Origin of the sequence: Jannaschia donghaensis (genome assembly GCF_001403795.1) — a bacterium.
In the GTDB taxonomy this organism is placed as follows: Bacteria; Pseudomonadota; Alphaproteobacteria; order Rhodobacterales; family Rhodobacteraceae; genus Jannaschia; species Jannaschia donghaensis.
On sequence record NZ_CXSU01000011.1, the window covers coordinates 595,807 to 621,944 of the forward strand.

Genomic DNA, 26,138 nt, shown 5'->3' on the forward strand with positions numbered 1-26,138 from the left:
CCGGTGCCGATCCTGACGTTGAAAGACGTCCGTTTTCGCTGGCCGGGGCGGCGGGGGTTCTCTCTCTCCATCCCGGGCTTCGATATGGCGGCGGGGGAAACCATATTGCTTTTGGGCGAAAGCGGGTCTGGGAAATCCACTCTGCTCTCGCTCGTCTGCGGCACCATCGCCGCCGATGCCGGGATGGTTCGCGTGGCGGGCACCGATCTTGCCACGCTGTCCGGGCGGCACCGGGACCGTCTACGCGCCGAACGGATCGGCGTCATCTTCCAGCAGTTCAATCTGCTGCCCTTCGGGACGGTGGCCGACAATATCTTGCTGCCGCTTCGCTTCGCCCCGGACCGGAAGAGACGGGCCACGGATGCGCGCGATACTGCAGGGTCGCTCTGCCGGGCCCTGGGGTTGCCCGACGGCGTCATGGCCGCGAAGGCCGCCACTCTCAGCGTCGGTCAGCAGCAGCGGGTCGCCGTCGCCCGCGCGTTGATCGGGCAACCCCCGTTGATCGTCGCGGATGAGCCGACCTCCGCGCTGGACGCCGGAAGCCAGGCCGCATTCCTCGATCTGATGTTCGCTCAGGTCGCCGCCGCCGGAACATCCCTGCTGATGGTCAGCCACGATCCCCGTCTGGGCGAGCGGTTCGACCGCGTCGTCCGGATCGAGGACATAGCCACCGTCGAAAGGCCTGCCGTATGATCCTGCGCCTTGCCATTGCGTCGCTGGGTGCCCGTGCCCTGACGGTCGCCATGACGATCCTGGCCATCGCGCTGTCCGTCGCGCTGTTCCTTGGGGTGGAGAAGGTGCGCACCGGTGCCAAGGCCAGCTTTGCCGACACGATCTCGGGGACGGATCTGATCGTCGGCGCGCGCTCGGGCTCGGTGCAGCTGCTGCTCTATTCCGTTTTCCGCATTGGGAACGCCACGAACAATGTGACTTGGGACAGCTATCTGGACATCGCGTCCCAGCCGCAGGTCGATTGGATCGTGCCCATTTCGCTGGGCGACAGCCACCGGCAGTTCCGCGTCATGGGCACCACGACGGCGTTCTTCGACCGCTACCGGTACCGGCAGGACCGCGCGCTGCAGATGTCCGATGGCGTCGTCATGGACGATCTGTTCGACACGGTCATCGGCGCGGATGTCGCCGCGACGCTGGGCTATGCCGTGGGCGATCCGATCGTTGTGGCGCATGGGCTGGCGTCGTTCACCGAACACGCCGATCAGCCGTTCCGCATTTCCGGCATCCTGGCGAAAACCGGCACGCCCGTGGATCGCACCGTCGTCGTCAGTCTTGAGGCGATCGAGGCGATCCACGTCGACTGGCAGGGCGGCGCTCAGATACCTGGTCGCGCGACCCCGCCCGACACAATCCGCGCGATGGATCTGCAACCGTCCGCCATTACGGCGGCGCTTATCGGTGTGCAAAGTCCGCTCCAGACCTTCGCGCTGCAACGCGCAATCAACGAATACCCCGAGGAGCCGCTGTTGGCAGTCCTGCCCGGCGTCGCCCTGCAGGAGTTGTGGGCGATCGTCGGGATCGCGGAAACGGCGTTGCTTGGCGTGTCGGCGATGGTGGTGGTCACGGCGTTGATCGGGATGATGGCGACGATTTTTTCCAGCCTGAACGAACGCCGCCGTGAGATGGCGATCTTCCGCGCGATGGGCGCGCGCCCCGCGACGATCCTTGGCCTGCTCGTGTTGGAAGCGATGCTGATGGCGGCCATCGGTGCCACGCTCGGGATGGCGTTGCTCTATATCGGCCTGCTGATCCTGCAACCCGTCCTGGACGGCGCTTTCGGCCTCTGGCTGCCGATCGAAGCCCCGACCATGCGTGAAGTCTGGACCATGGTGGGGGTCGTGGGCGCGGGTGCGCTCGTCAGTCTCGTGCCCGCGATCCGGGCCTACAGACTTTCCCTGGCCGATGGTATGACGGTCAAGACCTGAGGAGATATGTCATGATCCACTCTCGCCGCTCCGTCCTCGCCCTGGGGACTGCCGTCCTGATCTTTCCGGCCACCGCCCGCGCGGCCGTCCGGGAGATCGGGTGGGAAGACCTAATCCCGCCCGGCGTGCCCTATTCCGAGATCATCGGCGAAGGGGATCTGGACGAGGTGAACGACACCTGGAACCCGATCTTCGACGAAAATGCGACCAAGCTGAACGAAACACTGGACGGCACTTTGATCCGGATGCCCGGCTTCGTCATTCCGCTGGAGTTGAATGCCGAAGGCGTGACCGAATTCATGCTCGTCCCCTACGTCGGGGCCTGTCTGCACATGCCGCCGCCGCCCGCGAACCAACTTGTCGTCGTGACGACCGAAACGCCGTGGCCGGACGATGCGCTCTGGGATCCGGTCTGGGTGACAGGCACCCTGCGCATGGAGCTTCAATCGACCGAACTGGCCCAGACGGGCTATGCGCTGCGTGCGACGGACATGGAGAAATACATATGGTGACGACGACCGTCCGGCGCCGAAGTCTCCTGACTGGGATGGCCGCTTGCGTGCTGGTCCCCGGCATCGTGCGGGCGGAAACCGTCGTCGACCTCACTTGGGCCGACCTGTTGCCCGAAGGCGAATTCGCTTTGCCACCGGAACTTCAGGACCTGATCGACCACGACGGGCCGAGCTTACAAAGCCGGCAACCCGTCTCCGGCGATACGCGCCCGGATTGGAACGGGCAGGTCGTCCGTCTTCCCGGCTTCATCGTGCCGATCGACTACAGCGGCACCGGCGTGACCGCCTTCATCCTGGTGCCCTATGTCGGGGCTTGCGTTCACGTGCCGCCACCACCGGCGAACCAGCTCGTCCTCGTGACGACGGAGCGCCCCTACGAGTCCAGCGGCCTGTTCGAAGCCGTTCATGTGACCGGGATGTTCGGAACGGCCTCGACCTCGACCGCGCTGGCCGATATCGGCTACGCCTTGTCCGCCGACGAAATCCGGCCCTATCGAAGCTGACGGTTCAGGACACGCCGTCATCGGTTCGGAAGCTGCGCTGCAACATCGAAACGCGGAATTCGGCATCGGCGTCTCGATATCATGCCGAAGCGGCGGCCTGACCAAACTTTCGCTCGAACAGAACGCGATAGGCGTCGGCCGATGCCGGCAAGTGGGCTCTGACGGCGCGGACCAGGTCATCGACCGACGTGCCCCGCAGGGCCCTGATGATTTCGAAATGCTGCTCGACGACCGTCGCCATGTGATCGCCGTCCTCATATTTGATGACCCGTATGGGTTGCGCGATACGGGCATGGGACCGGATCAGATCAATCAGCGTCTCGTTCTCGCAGCATGAGAACTGGATTTCGTGAAATTCCTGGTTGAGCCAGAAGACAGCGCGGAAGTCCTTCTCCGCCACGGCCGCCCGATGCTGCTCGGCGATGTCTTCCAGCCGGGTCGCGATCGCGGGCGGACAAGGCAGGGGTGTACGCTCGGCGGCAGCCGTTTCCAGTACGATCCGCACATCGTAAAGGGAGTCGACCTGCTCCGGCGTGAAGTCCACAACCTCGACGCCGCGGTTCGGTTTGCGCACCAAAAGGCCGCGTTTTTCCAGCAGGGCGAAGGCGTTGCGGACTGAATGTCGCTTGGCATCGTGCCGCTCCATCACCCGGTCCTCAACAAGCCGGCTTCCGGGCGCGTATCTTCCGAAAATGATGTCGTTTTCCAACTCGACGACAAGGCTGTCCTGCATGAACCCTCTCCGACCTAAGGTTGCTTTCAGACGGTAGCATGCGGCATCGAAGCGAACCACTCAAGATTATCAATAATAATATTGACGAGATTTTCCAAAGCGGGTTAGCGTTCCGACAGACATTTGGGAGGACGTCATGAAATATCTGAAAAGTTCGGTCGCCATCGTTGCAGCCCTGTGCGGTACGTCGGCGCTGGCCTGGGAAGCGACGGAGGGGAAGCCCTACGACGGTCAGACCGTCAACGTACTGGCCGTGAAGTCGAGCCAGTTCGAGGCCCATGAAGCCCGCCTTGCCGCCTTCGAGGAGGCGACGGGCATCGACGTGGTCTATGACTACGTTCCGTTCCCGAACATGAAGGAAGCCCTGACGACCGAGATGGTCGCGGGCGGCGGCGATTACGATGTCGTATCGATCATGGACCAGTGGATCCCGTCCCTTCAGCTTCTTGTGCAGCCGATCACTGCGGAGATGGAGGCCCAGGGTACCGATATGTCGGATTTCCCAGCGGCGCATATGCGGCACGGCATGGTCGACGGGGAGCTGATCGGCCTGCCGGTGCGTGGCCACGTCCAGCTTCTGTTCTACCGTGCGGACCTTCTGGAGGCCGCGGGTGTCGAGCCGCCGCAAACCTGGGAGGAAATGGTGACGGCAGCTAAGGCCATTCAGGACAGCACCGACGCGGCAGGTGTCGCATTGCCCTATGGCAAGCTCAGCGGTCAGAACCTGATGGTCTGGATGAACCTTCTCTGGGGCAACGGGGGCGACCTGTTCGATGCGGACGGCAATCCGATCTTCAATTCGGACGCCGGCGTCGCCGCGACAGAAACCTACGTCGGCTACCTCAAGGAGCAGGAGATCGTTCCCGCCGGCTCCGCCGTGTTCGTGGAGCAGGACGCCGTCAACAGCTTCAAGCAGGGCAACTCCGCGATGCTGCCGGTCTGGTGGTGGGTCCGCTCGCAGTTGACCGACCCCGAGCAGTCGACCCTGACCGAGGAGCAGGTCGGCTTCACGTCGCTGCCTTCGGTGGCGGGTGCGGACCGCAGCACCTACACCAATACCTGGGTCTTCTCGGTGACGGACGGGTCGCGGTCCAAGGACGCCGCAACCGAGTTTCTCGGCTGGCTGACCGATCCGGCGCTGGAGCGGGAAGTTCTGCTGGATCCGGAGCTTACCGAGGTCGTCGCGGTGCATATGTCGAACCTCACCGACGAGGAGGTCAACGCCCGCTGGGGTGGCATGCACCAGGCCGCGGCCGACGCGCTGGCGACCGCAGAGGGCATCGAGTTCGGCGAGGACTGGCTGCGCATATCAGAGATCCTGGAGACGGCGATCTCCAGCCTCGCATCGGGCGAGAGCGACGACGTCAAGGCCACGCTCGATACGGCCGCCGAGGAAATTGCCGCGATCCGCTGATCGTCTGACAACCTTCGGGACGCGCCGCGCGACGGCTCGTCCCGATCCTCCTTTTCGTCCCGAGAGGTGTCCCCGTGAAGGACCGCATGCTGCCATATTGGCTGCTGATTCCCGCCTTCGTGATCGTGCTGGCGACGACGATCTATCCGCTGGCCTATTCCTTCGTGACGTCGTTCCGGGAGTGGGACCTGACGAAGCAACGCCGACCGGACGGGTTCGTCGGGTTCGACAATTATCTTCATGCGGCCAGCGAGAGCGGGTTTCAGAACTCCCTCTGGGTGACGACCATTTTCGTGGTCACCAGCGTGGCGCTGACCCTGGTCATCGCGATGTCGCTGGCCCTGTTGTTGCGCCGCAAGGGCCGGATGCACACCTTCACCCGGATCGTCCTGATCCTGCCCTTCGCGATGAGCCCCGCGCTCATCGGCGTGAGCTACCGCTTCATGTTCAACCCTGAATTCGGCGTTCTGGCCAAGGGGCTGGGCGCGGTCTTTCCCGCACTCGAAGGTATGCCCTGGCTGGCCGATCCAAACCTCGCGATGGCGATCCTTGTTCTGACCGACGTCTGGCACTGGGCCCCTTACATGACGTTCATGTGCCTCGGCGGCCTCGCCTCCATCCCGCGCGAAACCGAGGAGGCGGCGCGGATCGACGGCGCGTCCTACCTGCGCATCTTCTTCGGGATCATCCTGCCGCAGATGAAGGGCGTCCTGTTGGTGACAGCCGTTCTCAAGACGATCTTTGCGCTCAAGATGTTCGATCAGGTCGTCACCTTGACTGGCGGTGGCCCCGGCACCTCGACCGAAACGCTGGCGTTCTTCGTCTTCAACGTCGGCTTCAAGTGGTACGACATGGGCTATGCCTCGGCGCTTGCCTGGATCCTGACGGCGATCATGATGCTCATCTCGATCTGGTACGTCCGCATGCTCCTGAGCGACAGAAAGATGGCAACCGCATGAAACGGCATCTCGCATGGTGGGGGGAACGCGCCCTTCTGGTCCTCGTGTCGGTGATCGTCCTGTTCCCGATCGCCTGGATGTTCCTGACGGCGTTCAAACGCCCCCGTGACGCCTATTCGCTGTCGCTGGACTTCTCGCCGACGCTGCAGAACTTCGTCACGGTCTTTGCGGACCCCTGGAACCTTGGCGACATGGTCCTGAACTCGGTCATCGTGGCGACGGTGACGGTGCTGATTGCGGTGCCTTGCGCCTCGCTCGCCGCCTATTCCTTCTCCCGCTTTCGGGTCCGGGGACGCAAGTTTCTGTTCTTCCTGATCCTGTCGACGCAGTTCATCCCGGCCGTCGTGATCGTTCTGCCGTTCTTTCTGATGTTCCGCACGCTGGGTTTGCTCGATACGCGCCTTGCGCTGATCGTGGTGAACCTCGCTATCGTGACGCCCTTCGTGATCTGGATGATCAAGGGCTTCATCGACGCCATCCCCACCGACAGCGAGGAAGCGGCGATGATCGACGGCGCATCGCGCCTGCGGGTCATCAAGGACATCGTTCTGCCGATGGCCGCACCGGGCATCCTGACCTCCTCGATCTTCTGCTTCATCCTGACGTGGAACGAGTTTCTCTTCGCTCTGATCCTCACGCGCCGCGATGCGGTCACGCTGCCGGTTGGCCTGGTCAGTTTCCGGACAGAACGCGGCGATCTTTGGGAATTGATGAGTGCGGCGGGTGTGATGATCACCGTGCCGATCTTCATCATGGCGCTGTTGATCCAGAAACACTTCACGCGCGGCATGACGGCCGGCGCGGTCAAATAGACAGGAATATCCAATGGCCGACGTGCGCCTCGTCGATATCGAAAAGAAATACGGTAACTTCCTTGCCGTGCCGCAGCTCAACCTGACGATCGAGGATGGCGAATTCCTCGTCCTGCTCGGGCCATCGGGCTGCGGCAAGACGACGACGATGCGCATGATCGCCGGGTTGGAGGAGATCACCTCGGGCGATATCGAAATTGCGGGCAAGCGGATCAACGACAAGCCGCCCAAGGACCGCGACATCGCGATGGTGTTCCAGAATTACGGCCTCTACCCTCATATGACGGTGCGCCAGAACATCGATTATCCGCTCAAGCTGCGCGGTGTCGACCGGGCCGCGCGGACGCGGCGGGTACAGGAGACGGCGGAGAAGGTCGAACTGGAAGCCCTGCTGGAGCGGCGACCGTCGGAGTTGTCAGGCGGCCAGCGGCAGCGCGTGGCCCTGGCCCGCGCCATCGTGCGCACGCCATCGATTTTCCTGATGGACGAGCCGCTGTCCAACCTCGATGCCAAGCTGCGCGTGACCATGCGCGCCGAACTCAAGCACCTGCACCACGAATTGGGCGTGACCACCGTCTACGTCACCCACGACCAGATGGAGGCGATGACCCTGGCGTCGCGTATCGCCATCATGCGCGAAGGACGCATTGTTCAGCTCGACACGCCCAAGCGCATCTATTCCGAACCCGCCGACCTGTTCGTGGCAGGGTTCATCGGATCGCCGTCGATGAACCTGATCGACGGGGCGATTGCGGGCGGCGTCTTCACCGCGCCGGGCGTATCCTTCCCCGTGGATCAGCCGGACCGCGACGATGTAGTTCTGGGAATCCGACCCGAGGATCTGGAGATCTCGACCGCGCCCGACGCGCCGGTCATTGGCAAGCTCTATGCACTCGAGTTGACGGGTGAAAGCACGCTGGTCACCCTGCGCACCGGCGCGAACTCCGTCTGCGCGCGCGGGCCAGCGGACCACGAGGCCGAGATCAATGCACCGTGCCACTTCGTGCCCAAACCGGGCGCACGGGTTCATCTTTTCGATCGTCCGTCCGGGCACCGGCTCGACGGCCTCTCCGCAAAAGGACAAACGCTATGACACCTATCACCCAGGATATCGCCGCCGCCCGGCATGTGAAACGCCAAGACTACGTCTCTTGCACTGTCGCTTTCATCGACTGCAAGAAGCCCGGCTCGCATCTGAAGGAAAACTATTCGATCATCGGGCCAGGCGTGACCTCTTCGGACGAACAGGTCATCAACCTGCCCGAGGCGCATGGTTTCAACATCGGGGCTGCCGCGATGCCCAGGGGCATTACCAACAACCTGCACATTCACTTCACCGCCGAAGTCTTCATCGTGCAGCGCGGCGAATGGACGTTCCGGTGGGGGTCCAATGGCGAGAACGAGGCGACGGGCCGTGCGGGCGACATCCTGTCGGTGCCAACATGGATCTTCCGCGGCTTCTCCAACGCAGGGGAAGACGATGGCTGGCTCTTCACCATTCTGGGCGGAGACAACACCGGCGGCGTGATCTTCCACCCCGACATCATTCGGGAGGCGGCGGACTACGGTCTCTATATCTCGTCCGACAACCGCCTGATCGACACCTCGCGTGGCGATCCCGTCCCGCCAGAGGACGGGCGCATCCCGCCGATGCCCGAGGCAGATGTGGCCGACCTGCGGGAGGTTACCCGCGAAGAAATGATGTCGCGCTTCGTGCAACGGGACGACTGCGATTTCCGGTCTGCCTTCATCGATCAGGATCTGCCGGGCGGCGGCGCGCAGATCGCTCCGGTGATCGGCTATGGCATGACCCAGAACCGCGACCACGTTCCGCCCATCACCAATCCGCACGGCTTCTCGGCAGAATGGCTGCGTCTGGACCCTGGCCAGTCGGCCGGCCCCTTCGCCGTGGACGAAAAGATGGTGATGATCGTGCACGAAGGGCGATTGCGTCTGGATTATGCCGACGGTGGCGGTGCCTCGGTCGAGGTTGATGCATGGGAGACCTACTCGATCCCGGCGGGGGTCTTCCGAACGGTGACGGCCATCGGCGACGACCCTGTCGAAGTTCTCGTCGTCGTTTCCGGCGATCACCGCAAACGTCCGACCTTCGCGCCCGAAGTGCTGGAGGGCGCGCGGCAGGCCGGTCTGGGGCTCGACGCTGGTGGTTTCGTCGCCAAGGCCGCGCTTCTGCCCAGCTACAGGCAGGCAGGTTGATGCGCCCCAACGCCGTCCGCACCCGGCTCGCGTCCGGAGAGATCGTGGTCAACGGATGGCTCTCCATCGGATCGGGCTATTCTGCCGAGGGAGTCGGACACTCCGGCGTTCATTCTGTGACCGTCGATTTGCAACACGGCATGTTCGACACAGGCCAAGCGATCCAGATGCTGCAGGCTATCTCGGCAACCCCCGCAACACCTCTCGTGCGCGTCCCGTCGAACGATGCGGCGCAGATCATGCATCTGCTGGACGCGGGGGCTTACGGAATCATCTGTCCGATGATTTCCACCCCCGAAGATGCCGCCGCCCTGGTCGCGGCCTGCCGGTATCCGCCCACCGGCAAACGCAGCTTCGGCCCCTCGCGCGGGATGCTCTTTGGCGGGCCCGACTACGTGGCCGAAGCGGATGCGACCGTCATGGCGATCCCGATGATCGAAACGGCGGAAGGCGTCGACCGGATAGAGGAGATCCTCGATATCGAGGGGATCGACATGATCTACCTTGGCCCCAACGACATGGCCTTCGCGCTGGACGGGCATGTGGGGCACCCCCGCCCGAAGTCCGAGGTTGCGCTGGCCCACGTTCGTGAGGCTGCGACGCGCCGGGGGGTGCCGGTCGGCATCTTCTGCGCCTCGGGCCAGGAGGCGCGGGCCCGGGCCGCGCAGGGCTTCCGCCTCGTGACGCCGGGCAATGACTTCGCCCACCTGACCCGCAGTTTGCGCGACGCGGTCCGCATCACGTTGCAGAAGGCGACCGCTGCATCCGCACACGTGTCCGGCAATGGCTATTGAACCGCTGACAGCGCGCCCTTGGGTCCTGTTGCCCGGAACGCTGTGTACGGGCCAGGTCTTCGACGGAATGCTCGACCGGCTTGGCGTGCCGTCCGACCGGCGCAGGACGCTCGCGCTGCGACAGCCGACGGTCGCGGCTTATGCGTCAACGCTTCGGGACGTGTCGGAGGACGCCGTCATTTGCGGCTTCTCCCTCGGGGCCATCGTCGCGGCGCATCATGCGAACCGGCTGCGGTGCGCGCGCCTGATCCTGTTCGCCGTCACGCCCCATCCCGATGACCCGGCCAACGCTGGCGGGCGTCGGGCGTTCGCGGCACGGGTCGGCAGTGTCGGCGGGGCGGCAGCCATTGCCGCGTCGCTCGCCTCGCTCAAGGGTCCTGATCCGGCGGCGGCGCGTGCGCTCATCCTCGACATGGCCGACATGGCTGCCGGGGACATTGTCGCCCAGACCGACCTTGCGATCGGACGACCCGGTGCGACGATGGCGTTGGCCGCGTCCCGCGTTCCAATCTGGGTCCTGACCGGGGCCAGGGACGAACAGACACCGTCTGAAATCGGACGGGCGGTGGCCGATGCCGCAGCTTGCGGATCGTTTCGGGCACTCGATGGATTGGGACACTACGCGCTGCTCGAAGATCCGCAGGCCTGCGCGGATGCTCTGCTGGATTTGGAAAGGACGACGCCATGACCCAGGTTGATCAATTGCTCGCCTGTCTGCGCGCGTACGATACGCCGACCGTCTGCAACGCGATCGAGATGGCGCAGGGCCGTCGCGGCTTTGCCGGCTTCACCCGGCGAACCGTGATTTGGACCGGACCGACTGATGCGCGGATCGTGGGCTTCGCCCGAACGGCGAAGATCGCAGGCCGCGCCCCGCCGACCGAAGACCCGCAGACACTCCGCGCGCGGCGTATGGACTACTTCGAGGCCATGGTAACAGGCCCCCGGCCCGGCATTGCCGTGGTGGAAGACATGGACGGCGACGCGGCGACGGGCGCGTGGTGGGGCGAATTGCACGCCCGCATCCACAGCGTCGTTTTCGGGCTGGAAGGTGCCGTCACGAACGGCGTCGTTCGCGACCTTGGTGATCTTCCGGGCGGTTTCCCGATCCTTGCCGGCTCGGTCGGTCCGAGCCATGGTTTCGTTCACGTCCGAGAGATCGGCACGCCCGCCACGATCCACGGATTGACCGTATGCAACGGGGACCTTATCCATGCCGACCGGCATGGTGCGGTGGTGGTGCCAAGGGATGTCTATGCAACCTTGCAGGACGCTCTTGCCCGCCTGATTGCAGCCGAGGCTATCGTCCTTGACCCGCTTCTGTCCAAGCCCGTGGATATGGAGGCGTTCCGGGATCTTTGGGCCGCCTTTGAGACGGCAAGGGTCTGACGCACGAAGGCAGTGCGCCTGATCTTCGACGATTTCGAAACAGCCGGTAGGCGGACCCGCCTCGTCTTCGATCACCGGACGGCGGGCAGGGCCGGTTGGCGGACCGATCCTTGAGGTCCCGATCCGATCTTGTCGTCCTGCTGATGTATCCCACAACGGCCGACCGATGGCGTCACCTTGCCGCGGGGTGGGTTGCGCTACATAACAGGGGGTGAAGGGGTGGTGAACATGGCGAACGGAGAGCGCGGCATGTCGAACCATGGGGTGACCCTTCCCCGACATTTGACCAAAGACGCTTTGGACGCGCTGGCGATGGCCAGACATGCGCAGCCATTCGATGTGCTGGGGCCGCACGACGTCGACGGCGCGCGCTGGGTCACGACGCTGCAACCGGGCGCGACCCGTGTCATGGTCGAAACAGACGGCTCCCGCACGGAACTTGCCCGCATCGACGGCGACGTGTTCGCGGCCAAGGTCGCCGACGGTGCCTACCGGATCGTGACGATCTGGCCGGACGGGACCGAGACAGTGATCCACGATCCCTATGCCTTCGGCCCGGTGCTGACCGATCTCGACCGCCACCTGATCGGCGAGGGCACACACCGGGAGCTTTGGCGCGCACTTGGCGCGCACGTTCGGGACCATGAGGGCGTCGCGGGCACACATTTCGCCGTCTGGGCGCCGAATGCGCGGCGCGTGTCCGTGGTGGGCGAATTCAACGCCTGGGACGGGCGGTGCCATCCGATGCGCCAACTTGGCGCGATGGGCGTCTGGGAGATTTTCGTTCCGGGTCTGAGCGAAGGCGAGACATATCAATACGAAATTCTGGATGCGGAAGACGCGCTGCGGCGCAAATCCGACCCGTTGGGCTTCGGGTCGCAACACCCACCCGAACAGGCGTCTGTCGTTCGTAACATCGACGGCTATGGCTGGCGCGATGGAGATTGGATGGCGGCGCGGGCCGCGCGGGCGGACCGAAGTGCCCCGATCTCGATCTACGAGGTTCACCTCGGGTCCTGGCGGCGACGGTGGGACGAGGGTGGTCGGTCATTGTCGTACAAGGAATTGGCACGTGATCTGGTAGGCTATGCGGTTCACATGGGCTTCACCCATATCGAGCTTATGCCGATCTCCGAATTTCCCTTCGACGGGTCCTGGGGCTATCAACCGGTCGGCCTTTATGCCCCGACGATCCGCTTTGGCCCCCCGCACGAGTTCCGCGATCTGGTGGATGCCGCGCATGATGCGGGGCTTGGTGTGATCCTTGACTGGGTGCCGGGGCATTTCCCGTCCGACGAACACGGCCTCGTTCGTTTCGACGGCACCGCGCTTTACGAACACGCCGACCCGCGCGAGGGGTTTCATCAGGATTGGAACACGTTGATCCCGAACTACGGGCGCACGGAAGTTCGCAATTATCTGGTGGCCAACGCGCTCTACTGGACCCAGGAATACCATCTGGATGGGCTGCGCGTGGATGCGGTCGCGTCGATGCTCTACCGCGATTATTCGCGCGCGGCGGATGCCTGGGTGCCCAACAAGGACGGCGGGCGGGAAAATTACGAGGCCATCGCCCTCCTGCAGGAAATGAACACCGTCGTTTACGGGGCCGATGCCAGCGTGATGACCGTTGCCGAGGAAAGCACATCTTTCCCCGGCGTTTCGCGCCCGGTGCACGATGGTGGGCTGGGGTTCGGGTACAAGTGGAACATGGGGTGGATGAACGACACCCTGCGCTATATCGGTCTCGACCCGGTGCACCGCAGCCATGACCATCACCTGATGACGTTCCCCATCGACTGGGCATTCACCGAGAATTTCATCCTGCCGATCAGCCACGATGAGGTCGTGCACGGCAAAGGGTCGATGCTTGACCGAATGCCGGGTGACGCGTGGCAGAAGTTCGCGAACCTGCGGGCGTATTACGGGTTCATGTGGGCGCATCCGGGCAAGAAACTGCTCTTCATGGGGTGCGAATTCGCGCAGCCGACCGAATGGTCGCACGATGGCGAGTTGGACTGGTCCGCCGCCGAACGCGCGCCGCACGCCGGTGTGCAGCACCTCGTGCGCGACCTCAACACCCTGTACCGCGAGACGCCCGCGCTGCATCTTCGCGACTGCGAGGCGGACGGATTTCGCTGGCTGGCCAACGATCCGGCCCAATCGATCACGGCCTTCGCGCGGTTCGGAGCCGACGGCGACGCGCCGGTCGTGGCGGTCTGCAACTTCACCCCCGTCGAGCGGACGGAGTTTCAAATTCTCGTGCCGAAATCCGGCACCTGGGACGAGGTTCTCAACACCGACGCGGAAATCTACGGCGGTGCGGGGCGTGGAAACATGGGTCGGGTGGTGGCCGAAGGCCGCGACGACGACGCGACCGTGGCGCTGACGCTGCCGCCTCTGTCGGTGATCGTGCTGCGGCACGCAGGCGGAACATAGAGGTTTGGGAGGACCGGAATGACGGACATGAACAGGTTGACGCAAAGATCGATGGTCTTCGTCCTCGCCGGCGGGCGCGGATCCCGTCTCAGGGAACTGACCGACCGGCGGGTCAAGCCCGCGGTGCCCTTCGGCGGCAAGGCCAGGATCGTGGACTTCGCCCTGTCGAACGCGCTCAATTCGGGCATCCGGAAGATGGCGATCGCCACTCAGTACAAGGCGCATTCCCTGATCCGCCATCTGCAGCGCGGCTGGACGTTCTTCCGGGCCGAGCGCAACGAATTCCTCGATATCCTTCCCGCCTCTCAACGGACCGGTAACGAGAATTGGTATCAGGGCACGGCCGACGCCGTGACGCAGAACATCGACATCGTGGACAGCTACGACGTCGACTACGTGATCATTCTGGCCGGCGATCACATCTATAAGATGGATTACGGCGTGATGCTGCGCGAACACGTCGAAAGCGGTGCGGATGTAACCGTCGGCTGCCTGACCGTGCCGCGGATGGAGGCGACGGCCTTCGGCGTGATGGCCACCGACAAGGAGGGGCGCATCACATCGTTCCTGGAAAAACCGGCCGATCCGCCCGGCACGCCGGACGACCCCGACGTCGCCCTCGCGTCGATGGGCATCTATGTCTTCAAATGGTCCTTCCTGCGCGACCTGTTGGCCCGCGACGCCGAGGACCCGAATTCAAGCCACGACTTCGGTACCGACCTGATCCCCGACATCGTGGCGAACGGCAAGGCCATGGCACACCGCTATGATCGCAGCTGCGTGCGCGACGAAGGTGCGCCCGCCTATTGGCGCGATGTCGGCACCGTCGATGCCTTCTGGGAGGCGCATATCGACCTCACCAGTTTCACGCCGGACCTGAACCTCTGGGATCGGAACTGGCCGCTCTGGACCTATTCGGAGAGCGTGCCGCCCGCGAAATTCATCCACGATGAGCGCGACAGGCGGGGTATGGCGATTTCCTCGATGATCGCGGGGGGATGCATCATCTCGGGGACCGAGGTGCGCAACTCCTGCCTTTTCACCAACGTCCACACCAATTCCTATGCGGTGCTCGACCATGCGGTCGTGCTGCCCGGCGTCGTGGTCAACCGGTCCGCGCGGCTGCGCCGGGTCGTGATCGACGGCGGCGTCGTCATTCCCGAAGGCCTGGTCGTCGGGGAGGATCCGACCGAGGACGCGCGCTGGTTCCGCGTGACCGAACGGGGCACGACGTTGATTACGCAGGACATGCTGGACGCGCGGGCCGCCAAGGCATGACCGGGGGCGGCGCGCAATCGACCCGGCGGATCGCCGTGCTATCGGTGGCGTCGGAATGCGCGCCGCTGGTCAAGACCGGTGGCCTGGCCGACGTCGTCGGTGCCTTGCCCCGCGCATTGGCGTCGTTGGACGTAGAGGTGCGAACGTTGATTCCCGGCTACCGGGGCGTGGCGACCGATGGCGCGACCGTGGCTGAATGGGACGATCTGTGGGGGGGACCGGCACGGGTGGTGGCGCGGTCGGAAGCGGGCCTCGACCTGATGATCCTGGAGGCGCCGCATCTTTTTGATCGCGCCGGCGGGCCTTACATGGATGCCAGCGGGCGCGACTGGCCCGACAACGCAGAACGGTTCGCTGCGCTGTCCTTTGCCGCCGCCGTCCTTGCGCGCGACGGGGCCGGGGACTGGACGCCCGACGTGGTCCATGGCCATGACTGGCAGGCGGGGCTGGTGCCGGAATACCTTGCCGCGCACGGCACCGACGTCCCCTTCGTCTTCACCGTTCACAACATCGCCTTCGCCGGAACCGTTCCTGCAGACCGCGGGGCCGCGCTGCGCCTCGACCCCGCCCGCTATGCCGATCACTACGAATTCTGGGGCCAGATTTCGTCGCTCAAAGCCGGGTTGATGGGGGCGGCACGCATCACGACCGTCTCCCAGACCTACGCCGCGGAATTGATGACGCCGGAGTTCGGCATGGGCCTCGATGGGGTGATCCGGCACCGGGCGCCCGAGGTTACGGGCATCGTAAACGGCATCGACACCGACATCTGGAACCCGGCCACCGACCCGCAGATCGCGCCCTATTCCAACCTGACCGGCAAGGCCGCGAACACCAAGGCGCTTCGGGCGGAGATGGCGTTGCCCGCATCGAAGGGACCGCTGTGCGTCCTGGTGTCCCGACTGACCGACCAGAAGGGCATCGACCTGCTGCTGGAGGCCTCGCCCACGCTGCTTGACCGGGGGGGGCAGTTGGCGGTTCTGGGATCGGGCGATCCTGCGCTGGAAGGTGCGCTGCTGGAACGGGCGGCCCATGCGCCGGGCCTCGCCGTTCGCATCGGCTACGACGAAGGATTGTCGCACCGCATGATCGCGGGGGGCGACGCAATCCTGGTGCCGTCGCGGTTCGAACCCTGCGGCCTGACGCAGCTGTACGGTCTGCGCTATGGCACAGTGCCGTTGGTGGCGCTGACCGGGGGGCTGGCGGATACGGTGATCAACGCCTCTCCGGCCGCATTGGCCGCCGGGGCCGCGACGGGGGTGCAGTTCTGGCCCGTCACCGCGCACGCGCTGTCGGGCGCGCTGACCCGCCTGTGTGACCTGCACGCCAACGGGAAGGTCTGGCGCATGATGCAGCGAAAGGGCATGAAGCAGCCCGTGGGTTGGGAAAGTTCCGCTCCGGCCTATCGAACCCTTTACGAAGATTGCACCGTTCCTCCCCCATGACCGAAAACTTTCTCATCGAAGCTGGCGTGCCTTTTCCTCTGGGTGCGACCTGGGATGCGGGTGGCGTGAACTTCGCTATTTTCTCGCGCCATGCGACGGGCGTCACCCTTTGCCTCTTCGACGAGGACGGGGCCGAGACCCATCTTGTCGCCATGCCCGAGCGGGAGGGGCATATCTGGTACGGCTATGTCCCCGGCCTGCGCCCCGGTCAACAATATGGCTACCGCGTGCATGGGCCCTATGCCCCGGAAGAAGGCCATCGCTTCAACTCCCACAAGCTGCTGATCGACCCCTATGCCAAGCGCCTGACCGGGCATCCGATCTGGAACGACGCGCTCTTCGGGTTCACCGTCGGGCACGAGGACGGTGACCTGAGCTTCGACACCCGCGACAGCGCGCCCTTCATGCCACGGTCCGTCGTGGTCGACTCTATGTTCGACTGGGGCGACGACGCGCCGCTGCGCCGTCCCATGGAACGCACGGTCTTCTACGAGGCGCACGTCAAGGGCCTGACCATGACCCATCCGGGCATTCAACAGCCGGGAACCTATCTTGCGATGTCGTCGCCGCCGATGCTCGACCACCTGACCAAACTGGGCGTGACGGCGGTGGAGTTGCTGCCGGTGCAGGCCTTCATCGATGACCGCTTTCTGGTGGACCGGGGTCTGCGAAACTATTGGGGCTACATGACCTACGGCTTCTTCGCGCCCGAACCGCGCTATATGGCCGGGGCCGACATCGCCGAATTTCAACGCATGGTTGCGCAGTTTCACACCGCCGGGATCGAGGTGATTCTGGATGTCGTCTACAACCACACCGCCGAAGGATCCGAACTGGGCCCGACGTTGGCGTTCCGGGGTATCGACAACGCCAGCTATTACCGGCTGGCCGAAGATCCGCGCTATTATGTGAACGATACCGGGTGTGGAAATACGCTCGATCTCGATAATCCATTCACGTTGCGGATGGTGATGGATTCACTGCGCTACTGGGTCGAGACGATGCATGTCGACGGGTTCCGCTTCGATCTGGCCACCACCTTGGGCCGGACCGGCAACGGCGCGTTCGATCGCGACGGGCCGTTCTTGCGCGCAATTCGGCAGGACCCCGTTCTCAACCGCGTCAAACTGATCGCAGAGCCGTGGGACGTAGGACCGGGCGGGTATCAGCTTGGGGCCTTTCCCGCCCCGTTCGGCGAATGGAACGACCGGTTCCGCGACGACACGCGCCGTTTCTGGCGCGGCGACGGCGGCATGGCCAAAGGCATGGCCGCGGGGCTGAGCGGGTCGGCGCCGCAGTTCGATCACGATGGCCGCGCCGCGACCGCCTCGGTCAATTTGTTGACCGCGCACGACGGATTCACGCTGGCCGATCTGGTCAGCTATTCCCAAAAGCGCAACGCGGCCAACGGCGAAGACAATCGCGACGGGCATTCCGACAACCACTCGGACAATATGGGGCATGAGGGGCCGACCGACGATGCGGACATCCGCGCCGCCCGCATTCGCCGCCGCCGCAACATGATCGCGACCCTGATGTTCAGTCAGGGAACCCCTCTTCTGCTGGCGGGGGACGAGATTGGGAACGGTCAGGATGGCAACAACAACACCTATTGTCAGGACGGGCCGATCGGCTGGATCGACTGGGCCACGCGCGACGATTCCTTCATGGACTTCTGCCGCGCCGCGATCGCGTTCCGCGCGGCCCATCCCATCCTGCGACAGCGCCGGTTTCTGCATGCGCGCGAACGCCTGACGGACGGCACGCCCGACCTGTTCTGGCGGCGCCCCGACGGGGCCGAGATGACGCAGGCCGATTGGGACGACGCCGATTATCCTCTGGTGATCGCCGAAATGCGGATGGCTTCCAACACGCCGGGCTACGTCGACCGCGAAGATGCGATCCTCGCCGTCCTCAACCGCGGTCCCGACGTCGACATCGCCCTGCCGGACCTGCCGTCCGGTGACCACTGGGTGCGCCGGTTCGACACCGCCGCCGACGATCCGACCGATGCGCCCGACAGCACCGCCATCGCGGCCGATTCCATCGCCGTCTTCGTGTCCGAACCCCTGGAAGGAGCCCGAGATGCAGCCTGAGACAATCGCCACGCGGCCCATCGACGGCCAGAAGCCCGGAACCTCTGGTCTGCGCAAGAAGACGCAAACTTTCATGGAGCGGGGCTTCCTCGAAAACTACGTCCAGTCGACAATTTCAGGGATCGGTGGGGTCGACGGCGCGACGCTGGTCATCGGCGGCGACGGGCGCTTCTTCAACGCCGACGCGATCCAGACGATCCTGCGGATGCTGGCGGCGAACGGGGCGACCCGGGCGATCGTGGGCCGGGACGGCATCCTGTCGACGCCCGCCGCGTCGCATCTGATCCGGCTGCGGGGGGCCGCGGGCGGCCTGATCCTGTCTGCCAGCCACAACCCCGGTGGCGCGGATGGTGATTTCGGCCTGAAATACAACGGCCCGAACGGTGGCCCCGCGCCCGAGGCGGTGACCGACCGGATCCACGCGGCAACGCAGGTGATCGAGGAATATCGCACCCTGCCGACCCCCGATATCGATCTGGGGGTGGATGGCACCGTGCAGGTTGGCGACATGACGGTCGAAGTGGTCGACCCGGTCGCCGATTACGCGGCCTTGATGGAAAGCCTGTTCGATATGGACGCGATCCAGTCGCTGTTCGCGGGTGGTTTCCGGATGCGGTTCGACGCCATGCACGCGGTCACCGGCCCCTATGCGCGCGACATCCTGGAAGGTCGGCTGGGCGCGCCGGCCGGCACGGTCGTCAACGGCACACCGTCGCCCGACTTCGGCGGCGGCCATCCCGACCCGAACCCGATCTGGGCCAAGGCCCTGATGGACGAGATGTACGGGCCCGACGCGCCCGATTTCGGCGCGGCGTCGGACGGGGACGGGGATCGCAACATGATCGTGGGACGCGGGGCCTATGTCACGCCGTCCGACAGCCTGGCCGTGCTGGCCGCCCACGCGCATCGGGCACCCGCCTACGCGGACGGTCTGGCCGGGGTGGCGCGGTCGATGCCCACGTCGGGCGCCGTGGACCTGGTGGCCGAACGGCTTGGCATCGAATGCCACGAGACGCCGACGGGCTGGAAATACTTCGGTACCCTGCTCGATGCCGGTCGCGTCACGCTGTGCGGCGAGGAGAGTGCCGGAACCGGGTCCGACCATGTCCGCGAAAAGGATGGTCTGTGGGCGGTGCTTTTGTGGCTCAACATCCTTGCGGACACCAAGATGTCGGTCGCCGATCTGATGGAGGCGTTCTGGCGCGACTACGGGCGCTGCTATTACGCGCGCCACGATTACGAGGATGTCGAGGCGGCGCGCGCGCAGGCCGTGATGGACGGGCTGCGCGACAGGCTGGCCGACCTTCCGGGGACTGTGGCCGCGGGTCTGACCGTGACCGCCGCCGACGAATTCGCCTATGACGACCCGGTCGATGGGTCGCGGGCCACGGCGCAGGGTCTGCGCATCTGGTTCGACGGCGGCGCGCGCGCGGTATTCCGCCTTTCGGGGACGGGGACCGTGGGGGCCACGATCCGCCTCTATCTCGAACAGCCCGAAACCGATCCCGCGCGTCTGGCCCTCGACCCGTCCGATGTGCTGACCCCGGTGGCACAGGCCGCGCTTGCCTTGTCGAACCTGCCCGACCTGACGGGCCGCGACGCGCCGAACGTGGTGACCTGACGGGTCCGGGCGGTGGCCCTTAGCCGGCCGTCAGTCCCACATCGGCCCCGGCCAGATATACGAACCCGTTGCCCGGCAGATGCAGAACGCCATTCGAAAGCGTCGCCGCACTTGGTCCGTCGATCATCGCATCGCCCGTGACATCCAGCGTCAGCGGCGCGGCGCGCAGGTTGAACACGCAGGTCAGCGCGCCCTCGCCGTCGCCCCGCCGGAACGCCAGGATCGGCTCGGGAAGGTCCAGGAACGTCGTGGCCCCGCGTGTCAGTGCGGCACTTCCTTTCCGGTAGGCAATCGCCTCGCGGTAGAAGGCCAGCACCCCATCGGGTCCCTGCGCATCGACCGCATGGGCCAGTTGCGGCGCTTTCACCGGAAGCCACGGCGTGCCGGACGTAAAACCACCGTGCGACGCGTCCTTTTCCCAGACCATCGGCGTGCGGCATCCGTCGCGCCCCTTGATCCCGGGCCAGTAGCGGATCGCGGGCGGGTCGGTCAGTTCGTGGAATTCCATCTCGGTCTCGGTCTGGCCCAGCTCCTCACCCTGATAGATGCCGATCGTCCCCTCGAATGCCATCAGCATGGCGCAGGCCAGCCGCGCCATCTCGGTCTCGCCGACGGCATGGTCGCCCCAGCGGGATACGTGACGCGGCACATCGTGATTGCTGAACGACCAATAGGGCTGGCCGTCCGGCGCGTGCCGCTGGAACCCTTCGATGCAGTCGCGCAGATGTTCTGCCGTCAACTCCGGCCCCAGCATCGCAAAGCTGTAGGCCATGTGCAGGCGGGAGGTTCCGGCCGTGTACTGCCCCATCAACTCGATCGACCGGCGGCCCATGTCGCCCACTTCGCCAACCATCATGATATCGTCGTAGCGGTCGGTCAGCGCCCGCAACTTTTCAAGGAAGGTAAGGTTCTCGGGCCGGTTCTTGTTGTAGATATTGTCCTGCATTCCGAACAGATCGGTGGCCATCACCTGTGGGGCGACCTGCGCCGGCGGGTTGGAGCGCAGCTGCTGGTCGTGGAAGTAATAGTTCACGGTATCGAGGCGAAACCCGTCCAGCCCCCGCTCCAGCCAGAACTCGCACGTCGCCAGGATTGCGTCCTGAACCTGCGCGTTGTGGAAATTCAGGTCGGGCTGCGAGGCGAGGAAGTTGTGCTGATAATATTGCCCGCGCACGGGATCGAACTCCCACGCGGGCCCGCCGAAATGGCTGTGCCAGTTGGTCGGGGGCGATCCGTCGGGTTGCGGGTCGGCCCAGACGTACCAATCCGCCTTGGGGTTTTTTCGGTCCTGGCGGCTTTCGCGGAACCACTCGTGTTGATCGGAGGTGTGCGACAGCACCTGATCGACGATGACCTTCAGCCCCAGATCATGTGCCGTGGCAATCAGCCGGTCGAAGGATTCGATCGTTCCGAACAACGGATCGACATCGCGGTAGTCGCTGACGTCGTAGCCCATATCCGCCTGCGGAGAGCGGAAGATCGGAGACAGCCAGATGCCGTCCGCGCCAAGCTCCGCGATATGCGGCAAACGACGCTCGATCCCGGCCAGATCGCCGATGCCGTCGCCGTCGTCGTCCTGCCATGACCGCGGATAGATCTGATAGATCACCGCATCCCGCCACCATTCCCGCATCGTCGCCTCCACCTGTCGCCCGATCCAGCAGATATGCACCGTTTGCGGCGGAGTACCATGGCCTAACGGCCGTCAATGACCGGGTCCGATGTGTGTGTCGGCGTGTGGGGTGGCGAGCCGCCCGGTTCCGTCGTCCTCCGGGTCACGATCCTCCAGCAGGATGCGCGCGGCGTCGCCTTCCAGATCTTCGTACTGCCGATGCCGAAGCGTCCAGAGAAACGCCAGAAGACCGAAAAACCCAAGGATCAGGGACACCGGGATCAGCAGGATCAGGACGTTCATGGCCGCACCCTCAGTCGGACGGCGTTGAGAACCACCAGGATGGAAGACGACGACATGGCCGCCGCCGCCATCAACGGCGTCGCCAGGCCGGCCAGGGCCAGGGGCACGCTGATGGCGTTGTAGGCTGCCGCCAGCGCGAAGTTCTGCAACATCCGCCGTCTGGCCAGTTTCGCCAGCCGCAGTCCCATCGGCACCGCCGACAGATCGCCCCCCAGCAGGACCACGTCGGAGGCGGCCCGCGCCGCGTCGAGCGCGGTGGCGGGGGCAAGCGAGACATGTGCCGCGGCAAGTGCCCCGGCGTCGTTGAGCCCGTCGCCGACCATCAGAACCTTCTGCCCGGCCGCGGCGCGGGCGCGCAGCAGGTCGAGTTTGTCCTGCGGGCTTGCCTGCGCGTGCCAGTCCGAAATGCCCAAGGCATCTGCCACGGCACGCACCGGGGCGGTTCGATCGCCCGACAAAAGGGTGACCGGCAATCCCGCGTTCTGCGCCCGTCGCACCATCACGGCGGCCCCGGGGCGCAGAACTTCCCTCGGGGTGACATCGATTGGGGCACGGCCGGGCAGGGTCAGGTCGGTGCCCCCCTCGCCACGGCCCAGCCGGACGGGCGCACCTTGCCAAAGGGCCGCGATGCCGTCGCCCGCAACCTCGTGAATATTCGTAAGATCGGCCGGAACCGCGTCCGGCAGGGCGGCCCAGACCGCGCGGGACACCTGGTGGTCCGACGCCTGCGCCAACGCTCTGGCGACACCGGCCGCCTGCGGATCGAGGTGAGAGAGATCGGCGGTGCCGGTGGTCAGTGTGCCGGTCTTGTCCACGACCAGCGCATCGACCTGCGCCAACCGTTCAAGCGCCGTCGCGGATTTGAGAAGCAGCCCCGCCTTGAACATCCGCCCCGATGCGGCGACCGAGACGGCCGGAACCGCAAGCCCCAAAGCGCAGGGGCAGGTGATGATGAGCGTGGCGACCGCCACGAGGATCGCGCGGTGGATGTCGCCCGTCGCCAGCCACCAGCCCAGGAACCCGGCGGCGGCCAACCCGTGCACGGTGGGCGCATAGATACGCGCCGCCCGGTCGGCCAGGGCGACATGCGCCCCGCGCGCCCCTTCGGCCACGGCCACGGCGCGGGCCATGCGGCGCAGTCCGGTGTCTTCGCCCACGGCTGTTGCGCGCACGATCAGGTGGCCGGTCACGACCGTCTCTCCGGCCGCGACGTCGGTTCCGACGGCGGCCAGCACCGGCAGGCTTTCCCCGGTGATCAGGCTGCGGTCCAGATCCGCGCGCCCCTCGACGACGCGGGCATCGACCGGAACCCGCGCCCCGGCGACGACGCGGATCAGGTCACCGATGGCCAGGTCGGCTGTGGCCACGACCCGGTCGCCCGCATCGCCCACCAATGTCGCGCGGGGCACTTCAAGCGCCGTCAGGGCGGCGGCGGCGGAGCGGGCGGCCCGTCGGGTGCGGTGGTCGAGGTATCGCCCGATCAACAAAAACAGCGTCAGCGACAGCGCCGCATCGAACCAGGCGTCGGCCCCTTGGACCCACGTTTCGTGCAGGGATACGCCCGCGGCCAGCACGATGGCCAGGGTGATGGGCACGTCCATATTCATGCGTCGCGCGGCCAGCGCCGTGATGGCCGACGCGAAGAACGGTCGCGCGGCATAAGCCAGCGCGGGCAAGGCGATGGCTGCGCTGATCCAGTGGAACAGGATGCGCGTCGCCTCGGTCGCGCCGGACCAGACGGCGACCGACAGGATCATCACGTTCATCATCGCAAATCCGGCAACGCCGATCCGCATCAGAAGCGTGCGTCCCTCCGCGTCGACGGTCCCAGTCAGCGCCTGCGGGTCGAGTTCGCGTGCCGCAAAGCCCGCGCGGTCGAGCGCCGCGATCAGCGGGGCCGCTTCGGCCAGCGTGCCCGTGACGCGGACCTGTTTGTCGCCAAGGTTCACCCGCGCCAGCGCCACACCGGGAAGGGCGGTCAACGCGCCTTCCACCCCAGCGATGCAGCCCGCGCACCGCATGTCGGGCACCGACAGCGTGAAGCTGCGTACCCCGTCGCCCGCAGGCATCCGTGTGTGTGGATCGGCGATAAGGGTCATTGGCCGGTCCTCAGTTTCAGGCGCTTGCGGAAGGTCGTGCCGTCAGCCCGCGTGGCGACCAGCCGCAAATCCCAGTTGCCCGGCGGAATCGATACGGGCGCCGTCCATACCGTCCCGTCGAAGACGAAGGCGGGGGTGACGTCCTGCGCGACATTGGTGGCCCGACCCAGCGTGGCGTCGAAAGTGACATCGGTGACAGGCGCGCCGGTGGCGTCGCGCAAATCCAGCGTCACGGCATCGTCCGACAGATGCGCGACCGCCCGCCAGCCCAACGCCTGCTGCGCGGCCCGGTCCGAATCGAACGCCTGCGACGCGACATAGCTGTTGGCCGTTTCCAGTCCCGGAAACGTCTTCACCGCATTGACGGCCAGGGTGACGTTGACGGCGATGATGATGCCGAAGCCGGTGGCGAACATCGCGAAGGTCTTGCGACCGGTCAGGACGAAAGTCATTGCATATCTCTCCCGAAGAAATGTGTGTCGGCATGCGCGCGTTCACCCGAGACGATGTCCTCGATCCAGAAACGTAGGTCGGTGCGATCAGCGAAGGCGGCGGCGTCGCCGGGCCGTGCGGTGACATAGACCCGCTGTCGGAAGGTCGCGTCGGCGGGGACGGGGACGGTCAGGTCGGTCCGCCCCTCCAGCGAGATGCGCAGCGTGTCGTCCGCCGTCAGCGACAGGTGGAAGGCCCGCTCCTCCCCGTGTTTGTTGCGCAGGCGGATGTCATAGGCGTTGCGGACCGATCCGTCAGACAGAACGACGAACTGCGGGTTGCGCACGGCGGCGACGGTCATGTCGATTTCGGGCCGGATGAACAGTGCGAAGAGAAGCCCCACGCCGATCGCGGCCCATAGAACCGTATAGACGATCGTCCGGGGGCGCAGGACGTGCTTCCAGATCGGCTGTGGCTGCCAACCCTTGGGCGCAGTGGTGATAATCGGAACCGGGGCGGTGTTGGGGGCGGAACGGGCCTGTCCGGCAACGGGGATCGAGACGCCATCGGCCTGCGTCGAAACGCCAAGCGGGACGACGGCGGCGCGTTGCGAGATGTCGTCGGCGGGGGGCTGATCGCTGAGGGCCAGGTAGTCGATCAATCCGCGCGGCTTGCCGATCCGGTCCATCACGTCGTCGCAGGCGTCGATGCACAGCGCGCAGGTGATGCAGGCCATCTGCTGTCCTTCGCGGATGTCGATGCCCATCGGGCAGACGTTGACGCAAGCCATGCAATCGATGCAGTCGCCCGTGGTGCCGTCATGCGCCTTGCCCCGCGGCTCCCCACGCCAATCGCGGTAGCCGACGGTCAGCGTGCCTTCGTCCATCATGGCGCCCTGGATGCGTGGCCAGGGGCACATGTAGATGCAGACCTGTTCGCGGGCGATGCCGCCCATCAGCACCGTCGTCGCCGTCAGGATGGCGACGGTGATATAGGCGACGGGGGCCGCCTGTCCGGTGACCAGGTCGACGGCCAATGTGGGCGCATCGGCGAAGTAGAACACCCAGGCCCCGCCGGTCAGCAGGCCGATGATAGCCCAGACGACATACTTGAAGACCCGCAGGCGGATCTTCCGGGCGTTCCAGCCGGCTTTCCACAAACGAACGCGGGCGTTGCGATCGCCTTCGATCCAACGTTCCGTCGCGATGAACAGGTCGGTCCAGACGGTTTGGGGACAGGTATAGCCGCACCAGACACGGCCCAGCGCGGAGGTGAACAGGAACAGGCCAAGGCCGGCCATGATCAGCAAGCCCGCGACGAAGTAGAATTCGTGGGGCCAGATCTCGATCCAGAAGAAATAGAACCGCCGCCCCGCCAGATCGACCAGCACGGCCTGGTCGGGCAGGTTCGGGCCGCGGTCCCAGCGGATGAAAGGCGTCAGGTAATAGATGCCGAGCGTAACCGCCATGATGATCCACTTCAGGCGACGGAACGTGCCGGTCACCTTCCGGGGGAAGACGGGTTCGCGGGCGGCGAAAAG

The 26,138-nt window shown here is 65.3% G+C and carries 23 protein-coding genes; 17 read left to right on the forward strand and 6 right to left on the reverse strand.

The genetic code is table 11. The features are described from left to right. Positions 1–3: 3 nt before the first annotated feature. The 4 genes from JDO7802_RS07385 to JDO7802_RS07400 are packed head-to-tail and all read left to right on the forward strand — an operon-like array spanning position 4 to position 2,955. Positions 4–693: an ABC transporter ATP-binding protein gene (locus JDO7802_RS07385; protein WP_245624142.1), complete on the forward strand. Its 690-nt coding sequence runs from the start codon at positions 4–6 to the stop codon at positions 691–693. Further along, positions 690–1,940: an ABC transporter permease gene (locus JDO7802_RS07390; protein WP_055084095.1), complete on the forward strand. Its 1,251-nt coding sequence runs from the start codon at positions 690–692 to the stop codon at positions 1,938–1,940. The genes JDO7802_RS07385 and JDO7802_RS07390 overlap by 4 nt, the downstream gene beginning before the upstream one ends. An 11-nt stretch (positions 1,941–1,951) precedes the next feature. Then, complete coding sequence (locus tag JDO7802_RS07395) at positions 1,952–2,452, forward strand: DUF3299 domain-containing protein (protein ID WP_055084097.1); 501 nt, start codon at positions 1,952–1,954, stop codon at positions 2,450–2,452. 35 nt (positions 2,453–2,487) lie between these two features. After that, the gene (locus JDO7802_RS07400) at positions 2,488–2,955 is read left to right on the forward strand and encodes a DUF3299 domain-containing protein (RefSeq protein WP_245624143.1); all 468 of its coding nucleotides are present in this window, start codon (positions 2,488–2,490) and stop codon (positions 2,953–2,955) included. 79 nt (positions 2,956–3,034) lie between these two features. Here the strand turns inward: JDO7802_RS07400 and JDO7802_RS07405 are convergent, their stop codons facing one another. Continuing rightward, on the reverse strand, positions 3,035–3,688 hold the full coding sequence (locus JDO7802_RS07405; RefSeq protein ID WP_055084101.1) for a GntR family transcriptional regulator: 654 nt from the start codon (positions 3,686–3,688) through the stop codon (positions 3,035–3,037). Positions 3,689–3,824: 136 nt separating this feature from the next. On the opposite strand from JDO7802_RS07405, the gene JDO7802_RS07410 reads away from it, so the two are divergent. The 13 genes from JDO7802_RS07410 to JDO7802_RS07470 all read left to right on the forward strand — a co-directional run bounded on the left by JDO7802_RS07410 (position 3,825) and on the right by JDO7802_RS07470 (position 20,152). Then, entirely contained in the window at positions 3,825–5,102 is a 1,278-nt protein-coding gene (locus JDO7802_RS07410; protein ID WP_055084102.1) for an ABC transporter substrate-binding protein, read from the forward strand. Between the two features lie 74 nt (positions 5,103–5,176). After that, positions 5,177–6,061: a carbohydrate ABC transporter permease gene (locus tag JDO7802_RS07415; protein WP_055084104.1), complete on the forward strand. Its 885-nt coding sequence runs from the start codon at positions 5,177–5,179 to the stop codon at positions 6,059–6,061. Further along, complete coding sequence (locus tag JDO7802_RS07420) at positions 6,058–6,873, forward strand: carbohydrate ABC transporter permease (protein ID WP_055084106.1); 816 nt, start codon at positions 6,058–6,060, stop codon at positions 6,871–6,873. The genes JDO7802_RS07415 and JDO7802_RS07420 overlap by 4 nt, the downstream gene beginning before the upstream one ends. Positions 6,874–6,886: 13 nt before the next feature. Next, a complete protein-coding gene (locus JDO7802_RS07425) occupies positions 6,887–7,966 on the forward strand; it encodes an ABC transporter ATP-binding protein (protein ID WP_055084108.1) in 1,080 nt (359 codons plus the stop codon). After that, positions 7,963–9,090 carry a cupin domain-containing protein gene (locus JDO7802_RS07430; RefSeq protein WP_055084110.1) on the forward strand — a complete coding sequence of 376 codons (1,128 nt, stop codon included), beginning with the start codon at positions 7,963–7,965 and terminating at the stop codon, positions 9,088–9,090. The genes JDO7802_RS07425 and JDO7802_RS07430 overlap by 4 nt, the downstream gene beginning before the upstream one ends. Continuing rightward, complete coding sequence (locus JDO7802_RS07435) at positions 9,090–9,884, forward strand: HpcH/HpaI aldolase family protein (protein WP_055084112.1); 795 nt, start codon at positions 9,090–9,092, stop codon at positions 9,882–9,884. The genes JDO7802_RS07430 and JDO7802_RS07435 overlap by 1 nt, the downstream gene beginning before the upstream one ends. After that, positions 9,874–10,572 (forward strand): alpha/beta fold hydrolase, encoded by a 699-nt coding sequence (locus JDO7802_RS07440; protein ID WP_083481065.1) that lies wholly within the window; start codon positions 9,874–9,876, stop codon positions 10,570–10,572. The genes JDO7802_RS07435 and JDO7802_RS07440 overlap by 11 nt, the downstream gene beginning before the upstream one ends. Further along, positions 10,569–11,273 (forward strand): RraA family protein, encoded by a 705-nt coding sequence (locus JDO7802_RS07445; RefSeq protein ID WP_055084116.1) that lies wholly within the window; start codon positions 10,569–10,571, stop codon positions 11,271–11,273. Before JDO7802_RS07440 ends, JDO7802_RS07445 begins: the two co-directional genes overlap by 4 nt. 249 nt (positions 11,274–11,522) lie before the next feature. Beyond that, positions 11,523–13,712, forward strand: coding sequence for a 1,4-alpha-glucan branching protein GlgB (gene glgB, locus JDO7802_RS07450; protein WP_245624144.1), 2,190 nt, complete (start codon positions 11,523–11,525; stop codon positions 13,710–13,712). 18 nt (positions 13,713–13,730) lie between these two features. Beyond that, positions 13,731–14,990, forward strand: a complete 1,260-nt coding sequence (glgC, locus tag JDO7802_RS07455; protein ID WP_497706860.1) for a glucose-1-phosphate adenylyltransferase — start codon at positions 13,731–13,733, stop codon at positions 14,988–14,990. After that, positions 14,987–16,435 carry a glycogen synthase GlgA gene (gene glgA, locus JDO7802_RS07460; protein WP_055084118.1) on the forward strand — a complete coding sequence of 483 codons (1,449 nt, stop codon included), beginning with the start codon at positions 14,987–14,989 and terminating at the stop codon, positions 16,433–16,435. Before glgC ends, glgA begins: the two co-directional genes overlap by 4 nt. Continuing rightward, complete coding sequence (gene glgX / locus JDO7802_RS07465; protein ID WP_055084120.1) at positions 16,432–18,531, forward strand: glycogen debranching protein GlgX; 2,100 nt, start codon at positions 16,432–16,434, stop codon at positions 18,529–18,531. The genes glgA and glgX overlap by 4 nt, the downstream gene beginning before the upstream one ends. Beyond that, positions 18,521–20,152: an alpha-D-glucose phosphate-specific phosphoglucomutase gene (locus tag JDO7802_RS07470; RefSeq protein ID WP_055084122.1), complete on the forward strand. Its 1,632-nt coding sequence runs from the start codon at positions 18,521–18,523 to the stop codon at positions 20,150–20,152. Before glgX ends, JDO7802_RS07470 begins: the two co-directional genes overlap by 11 nt. A gap of 19 nt (positions 20,153–20,171) precedes the next feature. On the opposite strand, the gene JDO7802_RS07475 is transcribed toward JDO7802_RS07470, so the two are convergent. From JDO7802_RS07475 to ccoG, 5 genes are all read right to left on the reverse strand, one after another. Next, a complete protein-coding gene (locus JDO7802_RS07475; RefSeq protein ID WP_055084124.1) occupies positions 20,172–21,785 on the reverse strand; it encodes an alpha-amylase family glycosyl hydrolase in 1,614 nt (537 codons plus the stop codon). Between the two features lie 72 nt (positions 21,786–21,857). Next, positions 21,858–22,067: a cbb3-type cytochrome oxidase assembly protein CcoS gene (gene ccoS / locus JDO7802_RS07480; RefSeq protein ID WP_055084126.1), complete on the reverse strand. Its 210-nt coding sequence runs from the start codon at positions 22,065–22,067 to the stop codon at positions 21,858–21,860. Further along, complete coding sequence (locus JDO7802_RS07485) at positions 22,064–24,166, reverse strand: heavy metal translocating P-type ATPase (protein WP_055084128.1); 2,103 nt, start codon at positions 24,164–24,166, stop codon at positions 22,064–22,066. The genes ccoS and JDO7802_RS07485 overlap by 4 nt, the downstream gene beginning before the upstream one ends. Further along, entirely contained in the window at positions 24,163–24,618 is a 456-nt protein-coding gene (locus JDO7802_RS07490; protein ID WP_055084130.1) for a FixH family protein, read from the reverse strand. The genes JDO7802_RS07485 and JDO7802_RS07490 overlap by 4 nt, the downstream gene beginning before the upstream one ends. Further along, positions 24,615–26,138, reverse strand: a 1,524-nt coding sequence (gene ccoG / locus JDO7802_RS07495; RefSeq protein WP_083481066.1) for a cytochrome c oxidase accessory protein CcoG, incomplete at its 5' end; no start/stop codon positions are given. The genes ccoG and JDO7802_RS07490, both read right to left, overlap by 4 nt.